This is a genomic window from Billgrantia aerodenitrificans, assembly GCF_021404405.1.
Lineage (GTDB): Bacteria > Pseudomonadota > Gammaproteobacteria > Pseudomonadales > Halomonadaceae > Halomonas > Halomonas aerodenitrificans.
This window is the reverse complement of sequence record NZ_JABFTV010000007.1, coordinates 91,168-114,905: the sequence shown is the minus strand read 5'-3', so window position 1 is coordinate 114,905 and position 23,738 is coordinate 91,168. Positions and strand designations below refer to the sequence as shown.

20 protein-coding genes are annotated in these 23,738 nt (G+C 64.7%); 11 read left to right on the top strand and 9 right to left on the bottom strand.

Going from position 1 to position 23,738, the window contains the following annotated elements; translation table 11 throughout:
- The first annotated feature begins 127 nt into the window (after positions 1-127).
- The 5 genes from dctP (at position 128) to HOP59_RS14265 (ending at position 5,962) form a co-directional block, all read left to right on the top strand.
- Positions 128-1,129: a TRAP transporter substrate-binding protein DctP gene (gene dctP, locus HOP59_RS14285; RefSeq protein WP_010626832.1), complete on the top strand. Its 1,002-nt coding sequence runs from the start codon at positions 128-130 to the stop codon at positions 1,127-1,129.
- Positions 1,130-1,206: 77 nt separating this feature from the next.
- Positions 1,207-1,722, top strand: a complete 516-nt coding sequence (locus HOP59_RS14280; protein ID WP_010626831.1) for a TRAP transporter small permease subunit — start codon at positions 1,207-1,209, stop codon at positions 1,720-1,722.
- Between the two features lie 2 nt (positions 1,723-1,724).
- On the top strand, positions 1,725-3,059 hold the full coding sequence (locus HOP59_RS14275) for a TRAP transporter large permease (protein ID WP_234254398.1): 1,335 nt from the start codon (positions 1,725-1,727) through the stop codon (positions 3,057-3,059).
- 12 nt (positions 3,060-3,071) lie between these two features.
- Positions 3,072-4,448: a malonyl-CoA decarboxylase gene (locus HOP59_RS14270; protein ID WP_234254397.1), complete on the top strand. Its 1,377-nt coding sequence runs from the start codon at positions 3,072-3,074 to the stop codon at positions 4,446-4,448.
- A complete protein-coding gene (locus HOP59_RS14265; protein ID WP_234254396.1) occupies positions 4,445-5,962 on the top strand; it encodes a malonate--CoA ligase in 1,518 nt (505 codons plus the stop codon). Before HOP59_RS14270 ends, HOP59_RS14265 begins: the two co-directional genes overlap by 4 nt.
- Positions 5,963-6,041: 79 nt before the next feature.
- Here the strand turns inward: HOP59_RS14265 and HOP59_RS14260 are convergent, their stop codons facing one another.
- The 9 genes from HOP59_RS14260 to HOP59_RS14220 all read right to left on the bottom strand — a co-directional run bounded on the left by HOP59_RS14260 (position 6,042) and on the right by HOP59_RS14220 (position 16,692).
- Positions 6,042-6,530 (bottom strand): tripartite tricarboxylate transporter TctB family protein, encoded by a 489-nt coding sequence (locus tag HOP59_RS14260; RefSeq protein WP_234254395.1) that lies wholly within the window; start codon positions 6,528-6,530, stop codon positions 6,042-6,044.
- A gap of 14 nt (positions 6,531-6,544) precedes the next feature.
- Entirely contained in the window at positions 6,545-8,059 is a 1,515-nt protein-coding gene (locus tag HOP59_RS14255; protein ID WP_234254394.1) for a tripartite tricarboxylate transporter permease, read from the bottom strand.
- Between the two features lie 88 nt (positions 8,060-8,147).
- On the bottom strand, positions 8,148-9,122 hold the full coding sequence (locus tag HOP59_RS14250) for a Bug family tripartite tricarboxylate transporter substrate binding protein (RefSeq protein ID WP_234254393.1): 975 nt from the start codon (positions 9,120-9,122) through the stop codon (positions 8,148-8,150).
- Positions 9,123-9,412: 290 nt separating this feature from the next.
- Entirely contained in the window at positions 9,413-10,534 is a 1,122-nt protein-coding gene (locus tag HOP59_RS14245) for a hypothetical protein (RefSeq protein ID WP_234254392.1), read from the bottom strand.
- Positions 10,535-10,640: 106 nt separating this feature from the next.
- Positions 10,641-11,663: a Nif3-like dinuclear metal center hexameric protein gene (locus HOP59_RS14240; protein WP_234254391.1), complete on the bottom strand. Its 1,023-nt coding sequence runs from the start codon at positions 11,661-11,663 to the stop codon at positions 10,641-10,643.
- Between the two features lie 165 nt (positions 11,664-11,828).
- The gene (locus HOP59_RS14235) at positions 11,829-12,242 is read right to left on the bottom strand and encodes a Na-translocating system protein MpsC family protein (protein WP_234254390.1); all 414 of its coding nucleotides are present in this window, start codon (positions 12,240-12,242) and stop codon (positions 11,829-11,831) included.
- A 240-nt stretch (positions 12,243-12,482) separates the two neighbouring features.
- A complete protein-coding gene (locus HOP59_RS14230; protein WP_234254389.1) occupies positions 12,483-14,468 on the bottom strand; it encodes an aconitate hydratase in 1,986 nt (661 codons plus the stop codon).
- 66 nt (positions 14,469-14,534) lie between these two features.
- The gene (locus HOP59_RS14225; protein ID WP_234254388.1) at positions 14,535-15,461 is read right to left on the bottom strand and encodes a hydroxymethylglutaryl-CoA lyase; all 927 of its coding nucleotides are present in this window, start codon (positions 15,459-15,461) and stop codon (positions 14,535-14,537) included.
- 25 nt (positions 15,462-15,486) lie between these two features.
- Complete coding sequence (locus tag HOP59_RS14220; protein WP_234254387.1) at positions 15,487-16,692, bottom strand: CaiB/BaiF CoA transferase family protein; 1,206 nt, start codon at positions 16,690-16,692, stop codon at positions 15,487-15,489.
- 143 nt (positions 16,693-16,835) lie between these two features.
- On the opposite strand from HOP59_RS14220, the gene HOP59_RS14215 reads away from it, so the two are divergent.
- The 6 genes from HOP59_RS14215 (at position 16,836) to HOP59_RS14190 (ending at position 23,619) form a co-directional block, all read left to right on the top strand.
- A complete protein-coding gene (locus tag HOP59_RS14215; protein ID WP_234254386.1) occupies positions 16,836-17,759 on the top strand; it encodes a LysR substrate-binding domain-containing protein in 924 nt (307 codons plus the stop codon).
- 380 nt (positions 17,760-18,139) lie between these two features.
- The gene (locus tag HOP59_RS14210; RefSeq protein ID WP_234254385.1) at positions 18,140-19,123 is read left to right on the top strand and encodes a TAXI family TRAP transporter solute-binding subunit; all 984 of its coding nucleotides are present in this window, start codon (positions 18,140-18,142) and stop codon (positions 19,121-19,123) included.
- Positions 19,124-19,222: 99 nt separating this feature from the next.
- Entirely contained in the window at positions 19,223-21,184 is a 1,962-nt protein-coding gene (locus HOP59_RS14205; RefSeq protein WP_086508281.1) for a TRAP transporter permease, read from the top strand.
- A complete protein-coding gene (locus HOP59_RS14200) occupies positions 21,181-22,128 on the top strand; it encodes a D-2-hydroxyacid dehydrogenase family protein (RefSeq protein WP_234254384.1) in 948 nt (315 codons plus the stop codon). The genes HOP59_RS14205 and HOP59_RS14200 overlap by 4 nt, the downstream gene beginning before the upstream one ends.
- A gap of 26 nt (positions 22,129-22,154) precedes the next feature.
- Entirely contained in the window at positions 22,155-22,571 is a 417-nt protein-coding gene (locus HOP59_RS14195) for a carboxymuconolactone decarboxylase family protein (protein WP_234254383.1), read from the top strand.
- 64 nt (positions 22,572-22,635) lie between these two features.
- On the top strand, positions 22,636-23,619 hold the full coding sequence (locus HOP59_RS14190) for a TAXI family TRAP transporter solute-binding subunit (RefSeq protein WP_234254382.1): 984 nt from the start codon (positions 22,636-22,638) through the stop codon (positions 23,617-23,619).
- Positions 23,620-23,738 lie beyond the last annotated feature (119 nt).

The window sequence follows — 23,738 nt, the reverse complement described above, 5'->3', positions numbered from 1 at the left end:
GAGCGGGTCTTTTTACTGTAACGGATTTGACACGAGTATATACAACGTCTATTGAAGTATACATCAGCACGCCTGATGGATATAAAAACGACACTTCAGTACAACAACAATCCCAAGGAGACGCCCAATGCAACGCCACACCCTAGCTACCCTGGCCGCGACGCTCGGCCTGGCCCTCGCCTTCAGCAGTGCCGCTGCCGCCAACACCGTACTGCGCGCCTCGCACCAGTTCCCCGGTGGTCAAGGTGATGTCCGCGACGAGATGGTGCAGCTGATGGCCCGCCAAGTGGCAGAAGCCGATGTGGGGCTCGAGATTCAGGTCTACCCCGGTCAGTCGCTGTTCCGTGCCAACGAGCAGTGGGGCGCGCTGGTACGCGGCCGCCTGGATCTGACCCTGCTGCCGCTGGATTACGCCAGCGGCCGCCATCCGGAGTTTTCCGCCACCCTGATGCCGGGCCTGGTGCGCAACCACGAACACGCCGCGCGCCTCAACGAGTCCGAGTACATGGACATGATCAAACAGGTGATCATGGACAACGGTGCCCGAGTGCTGGCCGACAGCTGGCTCGCCGGCGGCTTCGCCTCCAGCGAGCAGTGCATCACCGCCCCCGACACCGTGCGCGGCCAGAACATCCGCGCCGCCGGCCCGGCCTTCGAGCAGATGCTGCAGGCGGCAGGCGCCTCCATCGCCTCGATGCCCTCTTCCGAGGTTTATACCGCCATGCAGACCGGCGTGCTGGATGCCGCCAACACCTCGTCGATGTCGTTCATCTCCTTCCGCCTCTACGAACAGGTGGAGTGCCTGACCGAACCGGGCGATTTCGCGCTGTGGTTCATGTACGAGCCGATTCTCATCTCGGAGCAGGTGTGGCAGCGCCTCAACGAGGAGCAGCAAGCCGCGCTGATGGAAGCCGGCAAGGCCGCCGAGGAGTTCTTCGCCGCCGAGGCCGCGGCCATCGACGCCAAGATGGTCGAGGTCTACGAGCAGAACGGCATCGAGGTGGTGCGCATGAGCGAGGAGGACTACAACGCCTGGATCGAGATCGCCCGTGAGACCTCCTACAAGAACTTTGCCGAAAACGTACCCAATGGCCAGGCCATCATCGACGCGGCCCTCGCCGTCGATTGAGGCCCAGCTCTTCCCAGTGAGTCGGGCCACCCGCCACGGGTGGCCCCCGTTTCGAACCCCGGGAGGACTACACGGCCATGGCCCACTCTCAATCCCTTGCTCAACGATCCGGTGTCATCGGCGGCTATATCCGCCTGATGGACACCCTGTCACGCGCCAGCGCCTACCTGGCGGCCGTGCTGTTCATCGCCGGCGTGGTGGTGATCTGTCAGATGGTCTTCATTCGTTACGTGCTCGGCATGAGCACCAGTTGGCAGACCGAGTTCACGGTGTTCTCCGTTACCGGCGCCATGCTGATGGGTAGCCCCTACGTGCTGATGACCGGCGGCCACGTGGCCATCACCATTCTGCCCGACGCCCTGGGTGGCACGGCACGCAAGATCATGCGCCTGGTAGCCGCGCTGATCGGTCTGGCCTTCTGCGCGGCGCTGGCCTATGCCTCCTGGGTCTACGTGATCGAGGCCTACCAGTACAACTGGCGCACCGGCACCGTGTGGAACCCGCGGCTGTGGCCGGGACTGATGCCGATGGCGGTGGGCACCAGCCTGCTCACGCTGCAGTACGTCGCCGAAATCCTGCGCGGGGAGGTGTGAACATGGATCCGATCACCATGGGCATCATCGTCGCCATCGCGCTCATCGTGTTGATGGCCATCGGCACACCCATCGCCTTCGCCCTGGGCGGCGTGTCGCTGCTGGCGCTGATGTACGACCGCGGTCTGCCGGAGCTGATCTACTTCGGCGAGACCTTCTTCGACCGCATCGCCGAATTCGGCTTCGTCGCCATCCCCATGTTCATCCTGATGGGCGCCGCCGTGGCTTCCTCGCCTACCGGCCGCGACCTCTACCGCTCGCTGGACCTGTGGATGGGCCGTCTGCCGGGTGGGCTCGCCGTTTCCAACATCGGCGCCTGCACCATCTTCTCGGCGCTCTCCGGCTCGTCGCCGGCCACCTGTGCCGCCATCGGCAAGATGGGCATTCCCGAGATGCGCACCCGCGGCTATCCCGACGGTGTGGCCGCGGGCTGCATCGCCGCCGGTGGCACGCTCGGCATACTGATCCCGCCCTCGGTGACCATGATCATCTACGGCATCTCCACCGAGACCTCCATTGGCCGCCTGTTCATGGCGGGGGTACTGCCCGGGCTGATGCTGGCCGGTCTGTTCATGATCTGGACCATGATCGCCTGCCGCCTGGCCGGCGGTTACGCCAACCCCATGGCCAAGGCCGCAGCCCAGGTGAAGCAGAACATCAAGGCCAACGTCGACACCAACCTCAAGGCGCTGGTGCGTGTAGTGCCCTTCATGCTGGTGATTGCCGGCATCCTGTTCGCCCTCTACGGCGGTGTGGCCACGCCCTCCGAGGCGGCCGGTGTCGGCGCCTTCCTGTGCGTGGCGCTAGCGGTGGTGATCTATCGCATGTGGCAGGTCAAGCCGGTCAAGCTGATCATGCGCGACTCTCTGCGCGAGAGCGTGATGATCATGCTGGTCATCGCTACCGCCGAAGTGTTCGCTTATGCCCTCTCCTCGATGTTCATCACCCAGACCGTGGCCGCCGCCATCGCCAACATGGAAGTGAATCGCTGGGTGCTGATGGGCATCATCAACCTGTTCCTGCTCGTCGCCGGTTTCTTCCTGCCGCCGGTGGCGGTGATCGTGATGACCGCGCCGATCCTGCTGCCGATCATCCTGGCCGCCGATTTCGATCCCTACTGGTTCGCGGTGATCCTGACCATCAACCTGGAGATCGGCCTGATCACCCCACCGGTGGGCCTGAACCTGTTCATCATCAAGGGCATCGCACCAGACATCTCGCTGCGCAACATTCTGCTGGGCAGTCTGCCGTACGCCCTGTGCATGGTGCTCGGCATCGTCCTGCTGTGCTTCTTCCCGGGCATCGCCCTGTGGCTGCCCAACCTGATCATGGGCTGACGGAGAGCCGACATGAACATGACCTTCCTGCAGGAGCTGTTCAACAGCATCACCCAGCGCGACGCGCGGCTGTGGCGGCGCCAGGGCGAGGCCGGTATTCCCGACCACGGCCAGGTGCTCGCCGCCTGCCGGGCGCTGCTGGAGAGCGACGGCGAGGCCTCGAGCATCAGCCTGGCCAGTCGCGCGCTCTCCATGTACAACCGCCTGACGCGGGAGGAGCGCACCCGCTTCTTCGAGGGGCTTTCCAGCGAGTTCGCCGCCGACCCGGCGCGCATCGACCAAGCCTACGAGGCCTACCGCGAGCAGCGCGACAACTCCCGCCTGCAGGCCCTGTTCGATGCCTGCGAACCGCGCCGCCAGGAGCTGTTCCGGCGCCTCAACCTGGCCACCAACGGCACCTACGAGCTGGTACGCATGCGCGAGGGCTTGCTGGCTTTGCTGCACGAGTGGAGCGGCGACAAGCAGGAGCTCGCCGCCATCGATGCCGACTTCGCCCACCTGTTCGGCTCCTGGTTCAACCGCGGTTTCCTGGTGCTCAAGCGCATCGACTGGAACACGCCGGCCTCTATTCTGGAGAAGATCATTCGCTACGAGGCGGTGCACGAGATTCGCGACTGGGACGACCTGCGCCGCCGCCTCGACGCCCGCGACCGCCGCTGCTTCGCCTTCTTCCACCCCGCCATCGGCGACGAGCCGCTGATCTTCGTCGAAGTGGCGCTATGCCGGGGCCTGCCCGACCGCATCCAGCCCATCCTCTCGGGAGAACCCAGCGGTGAGCGCGACATCGACGACCCCGAGGCCGCCGATGCTGCCGCCTTCTTCGGCATCAGCAACTGCCAGACCGGCCTGCGCGGCATCTCCTTCGGCAACTTTCTGATCAAACAGGTGGTCCAGGAGCTGAAACTGGAGCTGCCCCAGCTCAAGCACTTCGTCACGCTCTCGCCGGTGCCGGGCTTTGCCGCCTGGCTCAATGAGCGCCGCGATGACGAGATCTTGCCCGACGAGCTGCGCCAGCTGCTGCACGAGCTGGACGCCCCCGACTGGCATCTCGACCCGGCTCACAGCGAGCGCCTCGCGGCGGTGGTCAAGCCGCTTGCCGCCCGCTATCTGGTCGAGGAGAAGAACGCTCGCGGCCTGCCGCTCAACCCGGTGGCCCGCTTCCACCTCGGCAACGGCGCCGAGCTGCATCGCATCAACTGGCTCGGCGACATCTCACCCAAGGGCTTGAAGCAGGCTGGCGGACTGATGGTCAATTATCTCTACGTACTCGACGACATCGAGCGCAACCACGAGAACTACACCGCCAACGCCACGGTGGTATGTTCCAATGCAGTTCGCGATCTCAATCGCCGCGCCCGGAAAATGGCCAAAGGAGAGCCTGCCAAATGAGTCACAACCTCTTCGAAACTTTCGCCGCCCGCATGCGCGACCGTAGCGACGCCGACTTCATCACCACCCGTGAAGGTCGGCGCTACTCCTACCGCGATGCTCTGGACGCCAGCGCCCGCCTGGCCGGTGCGTTGAAAGCGCTGGGCGTGGCCCCCGGCGACCGCGTTGCGGTGCAGGTCGACAAGAGCCCAGAGGCGATCCTGCTCTACCTCGCCTGCCTGCGCATGGGCGGCGTTTATCTGCCGCTCAACACCGGCTATACCGCCGATGAGATCCGCTACTTCCTCGACGACGCCGAACCGGCGCTGTTCGTCTGCCGCCCCGCCGCCCTCACCGAGGCGCGCACGGTGGCCGGCGAGACCGGCTGCCCCGCGGTGGAGACCCTCGGCACCGATGCCGACGGCAGCCTGCTGGCGCTGGCCGAGCGTGCCGAAGCGTACACCGGCATCGAACCGCGCGAGCACGACGACCTTGCCGCCATTCTCTACACCTCGGGCACCACCGGTCGCTCCAAAGGCGCCATGCTGACCCACCGCAACCTCGGCTCCAACGCTGCCACCCTGGTGGAAGCCTGGCGCTTCACCGCCGCGGACCGACTGATCCATGCCCTGCCCATCTTCCATACCCATGGCCTGTTCGTCGGCTGCAACGTGACCCTGATGGCGGGCTCGAGCATGCTGTTCCTGCCCAAGTTCGATGCCGACGTGATCTTCGAGGAGATGCCCCACGGCAGCGTCATGATGGGCGTGCCCACCTTCTACACCCGCCTGGTGGCCGATGAGCGCCTCACCCCGGAAGCGACCGCCAACATGCGCCTGTTCGTCTCCGGCTCGGCGCCGCTCACCGCCGAGACCCACCAGGCGTTCGAGGCCAAGACGGGACACGCCATCCTCGAACGTTACGGCATGACCGAGACCAACATGAACATCTCCAACCCCTACGACGGAGAGCGCCGCGCCGGCACCGTGGGCATGCCGCTGCCGGGGGTGGAGTACCGCATCACCGACCGCGAGACCCATGCGCCGGTGCCCCAGGGCGAGATCGGTATGCTCGAGATTCGCGGCCCCAACGTCTTCATCGGCTACTGGCGCATGCCCGAGAAGACCCGCGAGGAGCTGCTGGAGGACGGATTCTTCATCACCGGCGACCTGGCCATGGCCGACGAACAGGGCTACGTGCACATCGTCGGCCGCGACAAGGACCTGGTGATCTCGGGCGGCTACAACGTCTATCCCAAGGAGGTCGAGCAGGTGATCGACGAGCTGGAAGGCGTGGTGGAATCGGCGGTGATCGGCCTGCCCCACCCGGACTTCGGCGAGGGCGTCACTGCCGTGGTGGTGTCGCAGCCGGGCGTCACGCTGGGGGAACGCCAGGTGCTCGACCATCTCGAAGGACGACTGGCGAAATACAAGCAGCCCAAGCGGGTGTTCTTCGTCGATACCCTGCCGCGCAACACCATGGGCAAGGTGCAGAAGAACGAGTTGCGCAAGCAGTATCAGGACGCCTATCGCTGACGGCCGCCCCACATATGACCGGCCGGTGGACACCGGCCGGTCATGGTTCGCTTGCCCCTTGACCCGCCATGCAGCCCGGTCAGAACAGCAGAGGCGTAGGCAAGGTGACGCCGATCATCCTGACGAACAGCAGCCATACCGCCGCTCCCACCAGCAGCGGGACGATCAGCAGGCTCTTGTAACTGGCGTTGGGCGCCAGCATGGCCACCAGCACGCCATTGAACGCCACGGTAGCGACCACCAGCCCCACGTTGAGCACCAGCCAGAAGTAGACCACGGCGCCGCCGAGCATCAAGGCCACGGCGACCCCGACACCTACCAGATCCTGGTTCTCGGCACCGGGCCGCTCCAGCGCGCTGAGCCGGCCTTTCAGGGCGAACAAGCCCAGGGCGGCCAGCACCCAGACGCCGGCAGCGAGCAGGAAGTAGTACGCCGTCTGCGGCATGATGTAGGAAGGCACCAGCGGTGCGGGTCGCCAGGCACCGTACTGGATATGTAACAAGCCAGCGATGCCCAACGTCAGCATCAGGGCTGCCGAAAGCAGCTCTTTCACCATCGTGCGGTTCATTTCCCGGCCCTCATTCATTTCCTGGCCCTCAGGGCGAAGGTGAATAGCATGATCAGCGCAAAGGCGGCGATGTAGAAGCCAATGGCGATGGGACTCTTGATCAGCACCCACCAGTCGCCTCCGCCCATGATCATCGACTGGCGCAGTGCCCGCTCGGCCCCAGGTCCGATGATGAAGCCGAGTACCAGCGGCGCCAGCGGGAAACTCATCAGCCTCAGCGTCACACCGAGCAAACCGGCGAACAGCAGCACCCACACGTCCATCACCGAATTGTTCGCCGCGAAGGTGCCGACGATCGCCAGGATGAAGACAGCCGGGATCATGTAGCCGGGTTGAATCATGGCGATGCGCGAGTAATAGGGCAGCAGGATCTTGCCCAGCAGCAGGTTCACCAGATTGGCGAAGATCAGCGTGAAGAACAGCGCATAGATGATCGCCGTGTGGTCGGTGAGCAGGCTCGGCCCCGGCGTCATGCCCATCAGGATGAACGCCGCGCCGAATAGCGCCGCGGTGGCGCTGCCGGGAATGCCGAAGGCGAACAGCGGAATGAAGGTGGAGCCGCAGGTCGCACTGTTGCCGGACTCGGCGCTGGCGATGCCCTCCAGCGAACCCTTGCCGAACTCCTCGGAGCGGCGCGAGAAGCGCTGGGCCAGGCCGTAGCTCATGAAGGCCGCCAGCGACTGCCCCGCCCCCGGCAGCGCGCCGATGAAGGTGCCCACTGCGGCCCCGATATAGGTGGCCTTGAGGGTCGACTTGAATTCGGCCCAGGTCAGCCTGTCCTTGCTGATGTCATAGCCCTGCAGCAGGCTGGCCTGCTCGGCCACGTCGTCCATCAGCTTGTCGACCTTCCTCCGCCACAGCTTGGCGCCCTGGAACACCACCTCCGAGATGGCGAAGATGCCGATCAGCACCGGAATCAGGCTCAGCCCCCCGGACAACCCGGGCATGCCGAAGGTGAGACGAGAGGCCCCGGTAATGGGGTCGCGGCCGATCATCGCCAGCAGCACGCCAATGGCGGCCACCGCCAGGCCCTTGGCCACCATGCCCTGGCTCAGGGCAGCGATCAGAATCAGCGAGAAGGCATAGAGGGCAAAGAACTCGATGGGCCCGAAGGTCAGCGCCACCGCCGCCAGCGGTACGGCGATGAAGATCAGTACCAGGTCGCTGGTGGTATCGCCGATGACGGAGGAGTAGAGAGCCGTGTGCAAGGCCTTGCTCGGATTGCCCTTGAGCTTGGCCTGGTAACCGTCGATGCTGGTCGCCGCGGCACCGGGCGTACCTGGCACACCGAAGGAAATGGCGGCAATTGAGCCACCGAACAGCCCGCCCTTGTAGATACCCACCAGCAGGCCCATGGCCAGTGCGGGTTCGAGAAAGAACACGAAGGGCAACAACAGGGCAATCGCCATGTCACCCGACAAGCCCGGGATCGCCCCCAGGGTGATACCCAGCAGCACTCCCAGGAAAACGTACATCAACACATAGGGGTGGAAGGCCAGTGCACTGGCCTCGATGACGATATCCAACATCCGCACTCTCCCACGAGGCTGGAACGATCACGACGCCACGACGGGGCCGGCAAGCCGGCCCCGTCCATGGAGCGTCAACCTGTAAGGTTCAGCCTTCGCCGATGGCAGCGAGCACTTCCCTGACGCGCTCGGTGGTGTCGCGATAGACGGCCTGAGCGCTCTCGAGTCCCTGGACGTTTTCCAGTCCTGCCGAGGCCTGACGCCCCATGGCCTGGGCAGTATCGCTTTCAAGCCCCGTCATGATGCACTCGGAGAGTTCCTGCTGGATCGACTCCGGCACCGAGGAGAAGGTGTAGACCAGCAGCGGCGCTTCGAACGACACGTCGTAGCCGGCTTCCTTGAAGGTGGGCACGTCCGGCAGCACGTCGGAGCGCTCATCGGCAAAGACGCCGATGGCGGTAACTTCGCCATTGTTGACGTTGGAGACGATGGAAGGCGGCAGCGTCATGCCCAGGTCGATATGCCCGCCCAGGATCATGGTGCGAGTCTCACCGCCACCGGTGGTCGGCAGGTGGACGTTCTGGATGCCGGTTTCCAGCTCGAGCAGTACCAGCGGCAGGTGCACCAGGCTGAGCGGATCCGCGTGACCGAACACCAGGCTGTTGGGCTCGGCCTCGGCCAGCTCGATCCAATCCTCGATGGACTGGATGGCGTGGTCGGCCTTGGCGTAGACGGTGGGTTTCCAGTCGGTCAGGTGCACGACGGGCACCCAGTCCTCTACCTCCCAGGGAGTGTCCTCGGTCAGCGTCTGGGTAATGGTGGCAGAGTAGTCCGCCATGAGGATGGTATGGCCGTTGGGCTCGGCATCGGCCACGAACTGCAACCCTTCCATGCCGCCTGCCCCGGGCATGCTGACCACATCGATCCGGCTGCCGCAGTGCTCCGCGGCATTGGCGGCGATGATGCGGGCCGTGATGTCGGTGCTGCCGCCGGCGCCATAGGGCATCACGATGCGGATGGGGCCATCGCCCAGGCTGGGCTCCGAGGCCAGAGCGCTTCCTGCGGAAAGCGTGAGAAGAGCCGCGCTTACGGCGACTGCGGTTTTTGTCATCTTGAAGGACATGTCGAAGCTCCATCTTTATTGTTGCTTATGGAAATACCACCGCTCATGAGTCAGAGCGACAGTCCTCCTATTAACCCTATGCAACTGGAGAGGAGCGGACTTGTCCGTTTCTATGATTGTGTTGTCGATTCCGAGGAAAAACCCGCAAAAGCCATTAACGCTCTAAATATATTCCACCTAAACACCAAATAATCGAAGAATAATTTGCGATATATTCGACTCGAACGATATGAATAATAAAAAGAGATCGGTGCCACTGCCGGACAGGCAGTGGCACCGGGTAATATGTCTTACACCACCAGCGGCGTTACGAAGAAGGCAATCAGGAAGGCGGTACCCAGGCGCATGACGATGCCCAGCACCGCGGCGCCCATGGCCTCGCGCTCGGTGAGATCGGAGCTCTCCGCCCACACCACCGGCACCTGGCCGAACACGGCGGAGAGCGGCAGGCCGGAGGAAGCCAACACGAACGACCCTACCACCAGCGAGGGGTCGAGATCGGCGGCAATGTTCTGCAGCTGCCCCATGGCCAGGGTCGGGCTCACCAGCACCGACAGCACGCCGGTTTCTGGATGGATGTTGAACAGCAGCATGACCTTGCCCAGGCCCGCCTCGATCGGTGCCCATACGCCGATGTAGTCGAGCACGCCGATCACCGCGAAGACCAGCGCCACGGCAGGAATCAGGATCAGCAGCAGCAGCTCCACGCCTTCCCGTGCGGCGCTGAACAGCGTGGGCATGAAGTCGCGCTCGGGAGTGAAGGTCGGCAGGTGGCCGATCTCGACCCGCTTGACGTCACGGTAGAGCACCTTGGAGAGAATCAGCGGCACGATCACCAGCGGCAGGAACACCGCCAGCAGCACCACGGCAAAGACGTTCACCCCGGCAAAGGTCAGCGCCATCAGCCCCAGCATGAAGGTGGAGAACGACTGCTGCGACTGCACCATGGTGGCCACGGCCAGCTTCTGCTCGTCCTTAGTGGCCCCCGCCTTCTTGAGGATCGGGCCGGAGATCTTACCCGCCGCGTTGATGTCGCCGAAGATGTTGTAGACGCTGGGGATGATCACCGCCGGGTTGACACCCAGCAGCTTCATGGCGGGCACGAAGATGCGCACTAGCGCATCGGTGAAGCCCAGTCGCTCCAGCAGCCGGCCGATGATCACGCTGACGATGATGGCCGTGCCGACCACGCCGGTAAGGAAGACGTCCACCACTACCGGTCGCACGGAGTTGAGGATCGCGTTGAACAGCCCCGAGAGGCTGGTGGGTGAGAGCAGCAGCATCAACAGGCAGATGCACAGCAGCACGATGCCGACCACTTCGATGCGTTTCCACGCCCGCTTGTTGGCCGGTAGCCCGAGCTCCTTCTTGTCCGGGCTGGAGTCTTCAGGGGTAGTCACGGTGGTTTTCATGACAGTGCCTCTGTTGTTATTGAATGGACCGTTATTGAATGGACTGTTATTGAACGGACTGTTATTGAATGGGCGCTTGGGGAGAGCATAACGGCAAGTGGTGCCGTCATGTCTCGCTCAACGCATGCTTGCCCAGCAGGTGGCTCGCCGACATCTCCCGCGCATAGGCCTGCATCGCCTCGTTGCCCACCCGACGCACCGGCGTGGAGGTGACCCGATCGCGGAACAGCACCACTTCCACGCCTTCGAGCAGCTCGTCCAGGGCGTAGGCCAGGGGCAGGCCGTTCTCGAGGATCTCCATGACGTGACAGTTGCCGACCAGGAAGTTGAGGCCCAGCTCCCGGGCCGTCTCGATCAACGCATGGCCGGCGTAGACGCGGCTGATCGAGGCCAGCACGGTGTCCACCCCGGGGTTTTCGGCCACCGCCTGGCGCAGGTTCTCCGGCGAGAAGCCGGTGTGCGGAAAGATGTGCAGGATGTGCTCGACCGGGCTATCCCGCTCGCCCAGATGGATGAAGCCCCGGGTCTCGACGCTGGTCTCGCGAATCTCCTTGATGCCGCGTACCAGGCGCTCCTCCGCCAGCAGGGCACGGTCCTGGTCCAGTGCCATGAAGCCATCCAGTCGATCGAGAATGTCGCCCAGGGTGTTAATGCCCGGCAGCGCACGCCCCACGAACATGATGTTGCCATGAACGCCACCGTAGGAGATGCTGCCCTTCTCCACCTTGTGCCCATGCAGGAAGGGAATGCCGGGGTGCAGACCGTGGAATGCCTCATGGCACTCCAGCCCCGCTACGTCGTAGAGGTCGAGATAGTTCTTCAGCGTCACCCCGCCACAGCTGGCGGCGTCGGCGATGGGGTGATGCGCCACCACGGCATCCACCCCGGTGGCCCCGGCCAGCTCGATCACCAGCTCCGTCATGGTCATGCACACGGCGACCTTCTTCACCTCCTTGTTCGGGTCGCCGTAGATCAGCCCCGGAATCTCCAGCACCTCCTTGCCGTAGATGCCCGACGATTTCATGATCACGAAGGGGTGATTGCCGCTCTTTACCTCGTCCATGGACGACACCGTCCTGCCGCCCGTGATCACACTCATCGCATTGACGATATCCGCTACCTTGGCCATCGTTGTTCTCCTCGCTTCAGCCATAAAAAAAGACCGCCAGCACAGCGAGAGGCGTAATGCCTCAAACTGCGCTGACGGTCTCGAGCACTCGCCTTCTCGGGGCGAGTTCACATCACCAGTCAGTCTTGCTTGCGGAGTTGCGGACCAGGCCCGACGCCATGAGCGTCAGAGGTAGTCGCGCACATCCTTCTTCAGTACTACCACCGTGGCAGAAAGCTCGGCCTCGGCGTCGTAGTCCTTGAAGATGGACAGGACTTCGAAGCCGTACTTCGCTACCAGCAGCTGCTTGAACTCGTGCTTGAATCCTTTGATGAGATAGTGGTCGGCCAGCTCGCTCACGTTGCTGTTGAGCCCGTTGAGGTAGCCAAGCGCCGGTACCCGCTTGTGCAGGGCGATGACGAGAATCCTGTCGCCCTGGATGTCCACCTTTTGGCGCACCACACCGATACCGAAGATGCGATGGTTGACCTCATTGTAGTCCTTGATCAGTTCCTGCTTGAGCTGGCCCAGGGAACCGATACCCGAGGTATCGGCATGTGTGGTACCTGTGCTCGAGAAGTCGCTGCTCAAGGCGCTCATGGGGGTCGACCTCATCTCGATTCGGCTGGCTACCAGAGAACATCTGGTATACCAATCTCATGCAAGCTCCAGCCTAGTCAAGCGGTAAAAATCTGTCAACAGGAAATAATCGATTATTCGTTATTGGCCTATCTCTTTGAACACCGCGACGATCGAGGTTGTGACTGCAACGAAACATGGCCCACCGGGAACATTCAAGGGCCCAGCCAACGCGCCCCTTCGGTATACCAATCCTTTCGATCACGATGCGTCTACCGCTTCCGCCGAGGCGCCCTTGACGCGACGAATATGATTGATGACCCCACCGCTGGCGAGCAGCTCACGCTGACGCGGCGTCAGACCGTGGTGCAGGCGTAGTGTGCCCTTGCCCACCACCTCAGCGGTGAGTTCGGCCCCGGCGGCAAGCTGGGCGTGCAGGTCGCGTATCACCAGGCTGTCGCCCTGCTCCAGCCGCCCGCCATCGCGCTCATCCACGAAGGTGAGCGGCAAGGCGCCGAAGCAGATCAGATTCTGCCAGTGAATGCGCGCGAAGCTCTTGGCCAGCACTACCTGCAAACCCAGATAACGCGGCACCAGCGCGGCGTTCTCGCGACTCGAGCCCTGGCCGTAGTTGTGGCCGGCCACGATGGCGTGGCCACCGAACTCTCGTGTCGCTTCGGCACGCCGGGCATAGTCCGCGTCCACTGCCTCGAAGGTGAACGGCGCCGAGGCGTAGACGCTGCTCCAGTAGGGCATGACCCGCTGCCCCGCCGGCATGATGTCGTCAGTGGAGATGTTATCGCCAGTTACCAGCAGTACCGGAATCTCAAGAGTATCGGGCAGTACGGTGAGTTCAGGCAGAGCCGGGGTGTTGTCGGTTTTCTGCAGCGGCTTGAGACGTGCCTCGGCAAGCGGCAGCGGCGGCACGAACACATCGCGGTTGACCACCATCTGCGCGGGCTCGGCGATGCGAGGATAGGGCATATCGAGGCTGCGCGGGTCGGCGATGGTGCCGGCCAACGCCGAGGCGGTTGCGGTCTCCGGGCTGCACAGGAAAACGCTGTCCTCACGGGTGCCAGAGCGTCCCGGAAAGTTGCGCGGGACGGTACGCAGGCTGTTGCGCCCTACCGCCGGGGCCTGGCCCATGCCGATACAGCCGTTGCAGCCGGTCTGGTGCAGCCGCGCCCCGCTGGCTACCAGATCGGCGAGATAGCCGTCACGGATCAGCGTGGACAGCACCTGGCGTGAGGATGGATTGATGTCCAGCGAGACACCATCGGCCACGGTGCGCCCGCGGACCATCCCGGCCACCACCGCAAAGTCGCGATAACCGGGATTGCCCGAGGAGCCGATGTATGCCTGATGCAGCGGCTCACCGACCACCTCGCGCACCGGCACCACCTTGTCGGGGCTGGAGGGTAACGCGATCAACGGCTCGAGAGATGACAGGTCGAGCACCTCTTCGCGGTCGTAGGTGCAGCCGGGCTCGGCCGCCAGCGGCTTCCAGTCCGCCTCGCGGCCGCGGGACGCGAGGAAGCGCCGAGTCTCCTCGTCGCAGGGAAAGACCGTGGCGGTAGCCCCCATCTCGGTACCCATGTTGGCCAGTACGTGGCGGTCCATGGCGGAGAGATTCGCCAGGCCCGGGCCGTAGTACTCGATGATGGTGTTCTTGCCTCCGGCCACCCCATGACGCCGCAGCAACTCGAGAACCGCATCCTTGGCCGAGACCCAGTCGGGCAAACTACCCTCCAAGCGGATGCCCCAGATCTCGGGCATGGTCAGGTAGAGCGGCTCGCCGGCCATGGCCATGGCGACTTCGATGCCGCCGGCCCCGATGGCCAGCATGCCCAGCGAGCCGGCCGCGGTGGTGTGGCTGTCGCAACCGACGATGGACTGGCCGGGAATGCCGAAGTGTTCCATATGCACCGGATGGCTGATGCCGTTGCCCGGCCCGGAGTACCACACGCCGAAGCGCTCGCAGGCACTCTTGAGGAACAAGTAGGTCTCGGCGTTGAGGTTGTCTGCCTGGACCAGGCCGTGATCGATGTACTGCACGCTGGGCTCGGTCTTCACCCGATCTAGCCCCATGGCTTCGAGCTCGAGCATCACCAAGGTGCCGAGCACGTCCTGCAGCAGAGCCTGATCGATGCGCAGGGCGATCTCGCTGCCCGGCGTCATCTCGCCTTCGACGAGATGGTCGCGAATCAGCTGCTGGGCCAGGTTGAGGGGCGTGGATGGTGCCGTCATTGTTGTTGGTCTCCTGTCACGGTAAAACTTGGGCGTACATTTCAGCGGGCCGGCATGGCGCCGGTATCAGCGGGCCGGCATTGAATAGCGCCGATCCGACTTGCCGGCCTTCACCACCTGTCCGGGGGTATCGTGACCCACCAGCCCCGGCAGCAGGGCGGAGGCCGCCAGCAGCGCGTCCAGGTCGACGCCGGTGGAGACGCCCATCTGCTCGAACATGTGCACCAGGTCCTCGGTGCACACGTTACCGGTCGCGCCGGGAGCATAGGGACAGCCACCCAGCCCGCCGAGGGAGGCATCGAAGCGGACGATACCCGCCTGCCAGGCGGCCAGGGCATTGGCCAGCCCCATGCCACGGGTATTGTGGAAGTGCAGTGTGAAGGGAACGTCGGGGAAGCGCGCCTGCGCCGCCTCGCAGAGTCGTGCCACCTGGGCCGGGTTGGCCATGCCGGTGGTGTCGCACAGCGTCACTCCCTGTACTCCCAGCGCCAGCTGGCGCTCCACCAATTCGAGCACACGTGCCTCAGGCACCTCACCCTCGAATGGGCAGCCGAAGCTGGTGGAGAGCGAGGCGTTGACGAATACGTTGCGGCCACGGGAGTCACCACGCAGCACCTTGACGATGGCGGCGAATTGTTCGAGGGACTGCTCTGGGGTCATGCGCAGGTTGGCCAGGCCATGGGAGTCGCTTGCCGACATCACCAGATTGACTTCATCCACCCGGCAATCGAGCGCCCGCTCCAGCCCCCGCAGGTTGGGCACCAATACGGTGATGCCCACGCCGTCTCGGCGCTGGATACCGCTCACCACCTCAGCCGCGTCACGCAGGTTGGGAATCGCCTTGGGCGAGACGAAGGAGGTAGCCTCGATGCGCGCCAGCCCGGTGGCGGAGAGCGCATCGATCAGGCGGATCTTGTCCGCGGTGGGCACGAAGGTGGCCTCGATCTGGAAGCCGTCGCGGGGCGCCACCTCGTTGATCTGCAATTGGGTCATGATAGGTCCCGTGTCGGTCGAGGGGTCAGATGATGCCCGCAGCGCGCAGTTTGGCGCGGGTCTCGCTGTCGATGCCCAGCTCGTCGAGCACCTCGTCGGTGTGCTGACCCAGGGCCGGGCCGCCATTGCCCAGACGCCCGGGGGTGGCACTGAGCCGCGGCAGCACGCCGGGCACCTTGAGCGGCTTGCCGTTGGGACGGGTGATGGTCTGGATCATCTCCCGCGCCAGATAGTGCGGGTCGCTGGCGATATCGGCAGCGGTATAGGGGTAGCCGCAGGGCACCCGGGCGTCATCCAGGGCGGCCAGGATGGCGTCGCGGTCGCGCTGACAGGTCCACGCCTCGATGGCGGCATCGATCTCCTCGGCGCGCCGGGCCCGGCCGTCGTTGTGGGCCAGCCCGGGATCTTCGGCCAGGTCCCGGCGACCGATCACACCCATCAGCCGCTTGAAGATGCTGTCGCCGTTGCCGGCGATCAATACGAAGTCGCCGTGGCGGGTACGGTAGGCATTGGAGGGGGTAATCCCCGGAAGAGCGCTGCCGCTGGGCTCGCGCACCTCGCCGGTGGCGTCGTATTCGGGCAGCAGACTCTCCATCATGGCGAACACGGACTCGTACAGCGCCACGTCGATCTCCTGGCCCAGGCCGCTGCGAGCGCGCTCCTGCAGCGCCAGCAGCGTGCCGATCACCGCATAGAGGGCCGACAGAGAATCGCCGATGCTCACACCGACCCGAACTGAGGGCTCGCCGGGCTGGCCGGTGAGGTAGCGCAGCCCGCCCATGGCCTCGCCGATCACCCCGAAGCCGGGCTTGTCGCGGTAAGGGCCGCTCTGGCCGAAGCCAGAGACGTGCACCATGATCAGCCCCGGATTGTGCTCGGCTAGCGCCTCGTAGCCGAGCCCCCAGCCCTCGAGCGTGCCGGGGCGGAAGTTTTCCACCACCACGTCGGCCTCGGCTGCCAACCGACGCACCATGGTCTGCCCCTCCTCGCTGCGCAAGTCCAGCGTCATGGAGCGCTTGGTGCGGCTCTGAACATGCCACCATAGCGAGGTGCCTTCCTCGATGATTCGCCACTTGCGAAGGGGGTCGCCCGTGCCCGGCGGCTCGATCTTGATCACGTCGGCGCCGAACTCGCCCAGCAGTTTGGTGGCGAAGGGACCGGCGATCAGCTGGCCGAGCTCGAGAACCTTGAGACCGGCAAGTGGGAGCTGGCGAGACGCGGGGCTGGGCATGAAGTGCCTCCTGGCAGAACCCTGTGAATTCCAGTGAGGATGTGCCAGCGCAACCGCTCCTACAATTAGAGAATGGGTAACTCTGGTTTCGCTTGACACGAAACCAGGGGTAGGATGACTCATATTGCACCTGGAGCCTTGCCATGCGCCGCTTCGATTTCGTCACCCTTCGTCTGTTCGTCGCCATTGCCGATGAGGGGCAGCTGACGGCAGCCGCACAGCGCGAGCACATGGCCCTGGCCGCCGTGAGCAAGCGGGTCAGCGATCTCGAAGCCATGGTCGGCAGCGAACTGCTCTATCGCCGCTCTCGCGGCGTCGAGCTCACCCCCGCCGGTCAGGCCTTCCTGCACCACGCGCGCCGCATCCTCGAGGACGTCGCCCGCCTCGAAGCGGAGCTCAGCGAATACGGCGAAGGGGTTCGGGGCCATGTGCGCATCCACTCCAACACCTCGGCAATCATTGCCTTCCTGCCCCAGGACCTGAGCGCCTTCTCGCGTGAATACCCTCAGATCAAGCTCGACCTTCAGGAGCGCAACAGTGCCGAGGCGATCAGCGCCGTGCAGGATGGCATCGCCGATGTGGGCATCTTCGCCGGACACGTAGCAGCCGACGGCCTCGAGGTTCGCCCCTACCGGCACGACCAGTTGGTGCTGGTGACACCCGAGGATCATCCTCTCTCTCAGCGCGAACAGCTGTTCCTGCACGAGGCCACCGAGCACGACTTCGTCGGGCTGCAGCAGGACACCTCGCTGCAGTCGCTGCTGCATGAGCAAGCCAATCAGGCCGGTCGCACCCTGCGCATGCGCATCCAGGTACGCAGCTTCGATGCCATCTGCCGCATGATCCACCACGGCATGGGTATCGGCGTGCTGCCCCAGCGTACGCTGTATCGGGACCTGCGCGACCTGCGCCTGCGTCTGATACCGCTGGCCGACGACTGGGCACGCAGGGAGATCGTGATCGGCATGCGTCACTACGAAACGCTGCCGGTAGTCGCTCGGCACCTCGTCGATCATCTGCTGCAGCCGCGCCAGGCACAAGGCGCCCCTTTCTTCGACAAAAGTTGAACAGAACTTAAACCAGTCTGATCAGACCCACGGCCAGCCCAGCTCGTCTGCAATGAATGGCACCAGCCTCTTTCCTCCTGGCTCCAACTTGAGTCAGAAAAAACAAGCAGATAACTCGAAAATACAAGGACTGATCACCGAGCCGGGCGATTGCCCAAGCAGGTTGTGACGATGTAGATCAAACGTTTGGTTTCGCCTGCTACGAAGGCAGGTTAATGATTCGTCAATATACACACCGCCCCCCAACCATTATGAATTCAATGTCGCCAGGACATTTTCTGGCCCGCGACATGACGTCTGCGTCACGACCGCAGAACGACACGACTACAGAAGAGCACTCCTAACAAGAACAACAAGCCAAACACCGAGAGGACATAACAATGACATCGTTTACCCGCAAGGCACGCCTGCTGATACCTGCCTCACTTCTGGCCATCGGTAGCCTCGGCGTCACGAGCGCCCAGGCCAATACCTCCCTGAACATAGGTGCCGTGCCCACCGGTACCGGCTGGTTCTTCGGTATTTCCGAAGGTGCTCGCGTCATCAGCGCCAACACCCCCTATGAAATCACCGTGCGAGAGACCGGCGGCACCCGCGAGAACGCCATTCGCCTGACCCGCGGAGAACTCGACCTGGCCTTCACCGAGGCCTTGGTGGGCTACGAGATGTACAACGGCACCGGCCGCTTCGAAGACACCCCCAATCCCGATGCCCGCCTGATCTACTGGATCGCCCCTTCCACCATGCACTGGGCGGTACGCGAGGATTCCGGCATCGAGGACTTCGAAGGGCTCGACGGCCAGCGCTTCAACCCCAGCAGCATCGGCGGCGGCGGTGAATACATCACCGAGCTGGTGTTCGACATCCTCGGGGTGGCGCCCGACTTCCAGCGCATGCGCATCGACGATGCCGCCGAAGGCGTGGTCGACGGCCGCCTGGTTGGCTTCAGCTACAACGGGGTGCCGCCGATTCCGGCCTTCACCGAGGTCCACTCCTCTCGCACGCTGCGCCTGCTGTCACTGACCGACGAGCAGGTCGAACAGGTAACGGCAGAGTTGCCCTTCCTGGCCGGTACCGTGATTCCCGAAGGCACCTATCGCGGCATGCCCGATGCCACCTCGCTGGGTATCTACATGGGCGTCGCGGCCAATGCCGATCTCAGCGACGACACCGTCTACGAGATCACCAAGGCCTATTGGGAGAACCACGAGCAGGTGGCCAACTCCTTCAAGCCGGCCGAAGGGGTGACCCCGCAGACCGTGATCGACAATGCCACCTTCCCGCTGCATGCCGGCGCCCTGCGCTACTACCAGGAACTGGGCCTCGACATCCCTGAGGAGATCATTCCCCCCGAAGCCCAGTGATCCAGGCGCCTCCGCGGGCCTGGCGCCCGCGGAGGTTATCGTCGCCCTTTTCCTGACGCACCGCCCCTGACTCGATGCCGCGGTGCGGGAGTCATCCGAATGATGGACACCCCAGCAAATTCCAAAGTCGTTGAGAAATACTCGGAGGACTCGGGCAAGCGTCAGCTCGCCGGCTTCTGGTTCATGGTGACGCGCCTCGCTGCCGTATCCATGGCGCTGTTCCACCTCTACACGGCCGTTACCGGTCCAGTGAACACTCAGAACGCCGTGCACCTGCTGTTCGCCCTGCCGCTGATCTTCCTGGCTTACAGCTGCCGCCAGCGCGACGCCAAGCGCGTGCCCTGGTACGACATCGTGCCGATCGCCCTGGGCGTGGCGGTCAGCGCTTACTACGTTCACCATTTCGACCGCATCATCTACCAGCTGGGCTATCTGATGCCCACCACGCTGGACCTCTTCTTCGGCGTGGCGGCCATCCTGCTGCTGCTGGAGGCGTGCCGCCGCGCCATCGGCCTGGCCTTTCCCATTCTGGTGCTGATCGCCCTGGCCTACGCCGCCTTCGGCAACCATCTGCCCGGCGTGTGGGGGCACGGCGGCTATCGCTGGGACGACCTGGTGGCCACCTTCTACATGAGCCCGACCGGGGTCTACGGCAGCCTGATGCGCACCTCCTCCACGGTGATCGTCATCTTCATCATGTTCGGCGCCCTGCTGGTCACCACCGGCGGCGGCGACAGCTTCATGCGCCTCTCCAATGCCGCCACCGGGCGCATGTCGGGAGGCCCGGCCAAGGCCGCGACCCTGTGCAGCGCCATGTTCGGCAGCATCAGCGGCAGCACCGCGGCCAACGTCGCCACCACCGGGGTGTTCACCATTCCGCTGATGAAGAAGAACGGCTACAGCCCACGCTTCGCCGCCGCCACCGAGGCCTCGGCCTCCACCGGCGGGCAGATTCTGCCGCCGATCATGGGCGCGGCCGCCTTCGTCATGGCCGACGTCATCTCGACCAGCTACCTCAACATCATCAGCGCCGCGCTGATCCCGGCATTGCTGTTCTATCTCGCCATCTGGATGAGCGTGCACTTCGAGGCCAAGCGCCTGGGCCTCAACCCGATTCCCAAGTCCGAGCGGCCCACCCTGCGTCAGGGCCTCTACAACATCGAGACCCTGGTGATCCCGCTGATCGTGCTGATCACGCTGCTGGTGATGCGCTACACCCCGACCACCGCCGCCGTGGCGGCCTACTTCACCGCCATGGCGCTCTACCTGTTCTCCTGGCGCAGCCCGGGTACCTTCGTCGAGCGCGTCAAGTCGCTGCCCGCCGCCCTGGAGGCCGGCGCCATGACCGCCGCCATGATCGCGGTGATCATCGGCAGCGTGGCGATCATCGCCGCGGTGATCAGCCTCACCGGCCTCGGCCTCAAGGTCTCCTCGGTGATCCTCATCGTCAGCGGCGGCGACGTGCTGATCACCTTGCTGCTGGCCATGGTGGTGGCGATCATCCTCGGCATGGGCCTGCCCACCGTGGCCGCCTACATGCTGGCCGCCTCGGTGGTGGCGGCGGCCTTCATCGAGGCCGGCCTCCCGAGCCTCTCGGCGCACCTGTTCATCCTTTACTTCGCCATTCTCTCCGGGGTCACCCCGCCGGTGGCGCTGGCCGCCTACATCGGCGGCGCCATTGCCGGCTCGCACTGGTTCCGCACCGCCCTCACCGCCACCAAGATCTCCCTGGGCGGCTTCCTGATCCCCTTCATGTTCATCTACCACCCGCCGCTGCTGGGCGACGGCACCGGGCTGCAGATCGCCCTGGCCGTAGGCAGCGGCGTGCTAGGCATCACGGCGCTGGCGGCCTCCACCATCGGCTACTTCCTGCGTCCCTGTTCGTGGCTGGAGCGCGGCCTGCTGCTGGCGGCGGCGCTGATGCTGATCAGCGGCCAGCTGGTTACCGATGCGCTGGGCATCGCCCTGATCGGCGCTGTATGGGCCTGGCAATATCGCCTCAACCGCAGCACATTAGGAGCCTCTTCTTCACCCCTGGCCAGCAAGGAGCCTGCCCCATGAAGATCGTAATTCCCGACGACTACCAGGACTGCGTGCGCCACCTGGACGCCTTCGCCAAGCTCGAGGGGCATGAGGTCACCATCTACGACGACACCGTGACCGACGAGGACGCCCTGGTGGAGCGCTTCCGGGACGCCGATGCCCTGGTGCTGATCCGCGAGCGCACGTCGATCACCGAGTCGCTGCTGGCCCGGCTGCCCCGACTCAAGGCGATCAGCCAGACCGGCGGCGGCGCGGCCCACGTCGACATGGCCGCCTGCAAGAGCCACGGCGTGACCGTGATGGCCGGTACCGGCTCGCCCTACGCTGCCGCCGAGCTCACCTGGGGCCTGGTGCTGGCCGCCATGCGCCACATTCCCGAGGAGTTCGAGAACCTCAAGGCCGGCCGCTGGCAGCGCACCCTGGGCACCGGGCTCAAGGGTCGCACGCTGGGTATCTTCGGCTACGGCAAGATCGGCAAGCTGATCGCCCGCTACGGCCAGGCCTTCGAAATGAACGTGCTGGTGTGGGGCCGCGAGGGCACCCGTGCCCGCGCCGCCGAGGCCGGCCTCGACGTGGCAGCGAGCCAGGCCGAGCTGTTCGAGCGCAGCGACGTGCTGAGCCTGCACCTGCGCCTGAACGACGACACCCGCGGCATCGTCAGCGCCGAGGATCTGGCCCGCATGAAGCCCACCGCGCTGCTGGTCAACACCAGCCGTGCACCGCTGATCGCCACAGGCGCGCTGGAAGCCGCACTGCGCGAAGGCCGCCCGGGCCGCGCCGCGGTGGACGTGTTCGAGGAGGAGCCGGTGGCCAGCCATCCGCTGCTCGCGCTGCCCAACTTCCTCGCCACGCCCCACCTGGGCTACGTGGAGAAGGACAGCTATGAGCTCTACTTCGGCGATGCCTTCGACAACCTGCTGGCCTTCGACGCGGGCCGGCCGGTGAAGAACCTGGCCGAGTGAACGGGCAACGCAAGGAGAGACACCCCATGACCTCACGCCAAGACAAGCCCTCACGTCAAGAGAGTCTCGATCAGGCAGGGCTCGCCACTCGCCGCGAAGTGCTGGGCGATGACTACGTGGATGCCGCGCTCTCCCAGGTGGACGACTTCAGCTGGCCGATCCAGGAGCTGGTCACGCGCAACTGCTGGAACGACATCTGGAACCGCCCGGGGCTCGCCCGCCCCACCCGCAGCCTGATCAACATCGGCATGCTGGTGGCGCTCAACCGCCCTCATGAGCTCAAGGTGCACCTGCGCGGCGCGCTCAACAACGGCTGCAGCGAGGAGGAGATCCGCGAGGTACTGCTGCAGTGCGTACCCTATTGCGGCTTTCCCGCCGCCATCGACGGCCTGCGCGTGGCCCGCGAGGTGATCGCCGCCTATCGCGAAGAGCAGGGCCGATAACCACCACGACAAGCGATAACCACAATCACAACACAACACAACGACAAGCAAGGAGGTACACGCCATGAAAATGCCCCGCTCACTCCAGCCTGCCCTCAAGCCGCTTGCCGCGGCGGCGCTCGCCGTCGGCCTGGCCGCGCCGGCGGCAGCCCAGGAAGCTGTCAGCATCGGCGTGGCGCCGGCCGCCTCCGGCTGGTACTTCGGTTTCTCGGAACTCTCGCGGCTGGTCAGCGCCGACTCGCCCCTCGAGGTCTCGGTGCGCGAGACCGGCGGTTCGCGGGAGAACGCCATTCGCCTCGGTCGCGGCGAGATCGACCTGGGCCTGATCGACGCTCCCGGGGCCTATGAGGCCTACACCGGTACCGGGCGCTACGAGAACGATGCCATCGACCAGATGCGCATGGTGCTGTGGGTGGCACCTTCGACCATGCACTGGGCGGTGCGCCAGGACAGCGGCATCGAAACCTTCGAGGATCTGGACGGGGCGCGCTTCAACCCCAGCAGCATCGGCGGCGGCGGCGAGTACATCACCGAGCTGGTGTTCGACGCCCTGGGCATCGCACCGGACTTCCAGCGCATGAGCATGTCGGACGCCGCCGATGCCGTGGTCGACGGACGCATCGTCGGCTTCAGCTATAACGGCATTCCGCCGATTCCGGCCTTCACCGAGGTGCACTCCTCGCGTCCGCTGCGGGTGCTCTCGCTGACCGACGAGCAGGTCGCCACCGCCACCGAGGCGCTGCCGTTCCTCTCGGCCACCGAGATTCCCGAAGGCACCTACCGCGACATGCCGGCGGCCACCACCCTGGGCACCTACATCGGCATCGCCGCCACCAGCGATCTTTCCGAAGATGCCGCCTACGAGTTCACCCGCGCCTATTGGGAGAGCATCGAGCGCCTGGGCCAGACCTTCGCCCCGGCCCAGGGCATGACGCCGGAAATCTCGGTGGAGAACACCGCCACGCCGCTGCATGCCGGCGCGCTGCGCTACTACCGCGAAGTCGGCATCGAAGTACCGGATGAGCTGGTGCCGCCGGAAGCGCAGTAAGCACGCTATTCGCAGCAGCAATGCCGCCGGTGGGCTCCACCGGCGGCATTGCCTCGATCGAGCACTTGCTCATCTAGCCTTCTGGGTTAGTCTTCGAAAACCCTCTCGCGACCATGAGG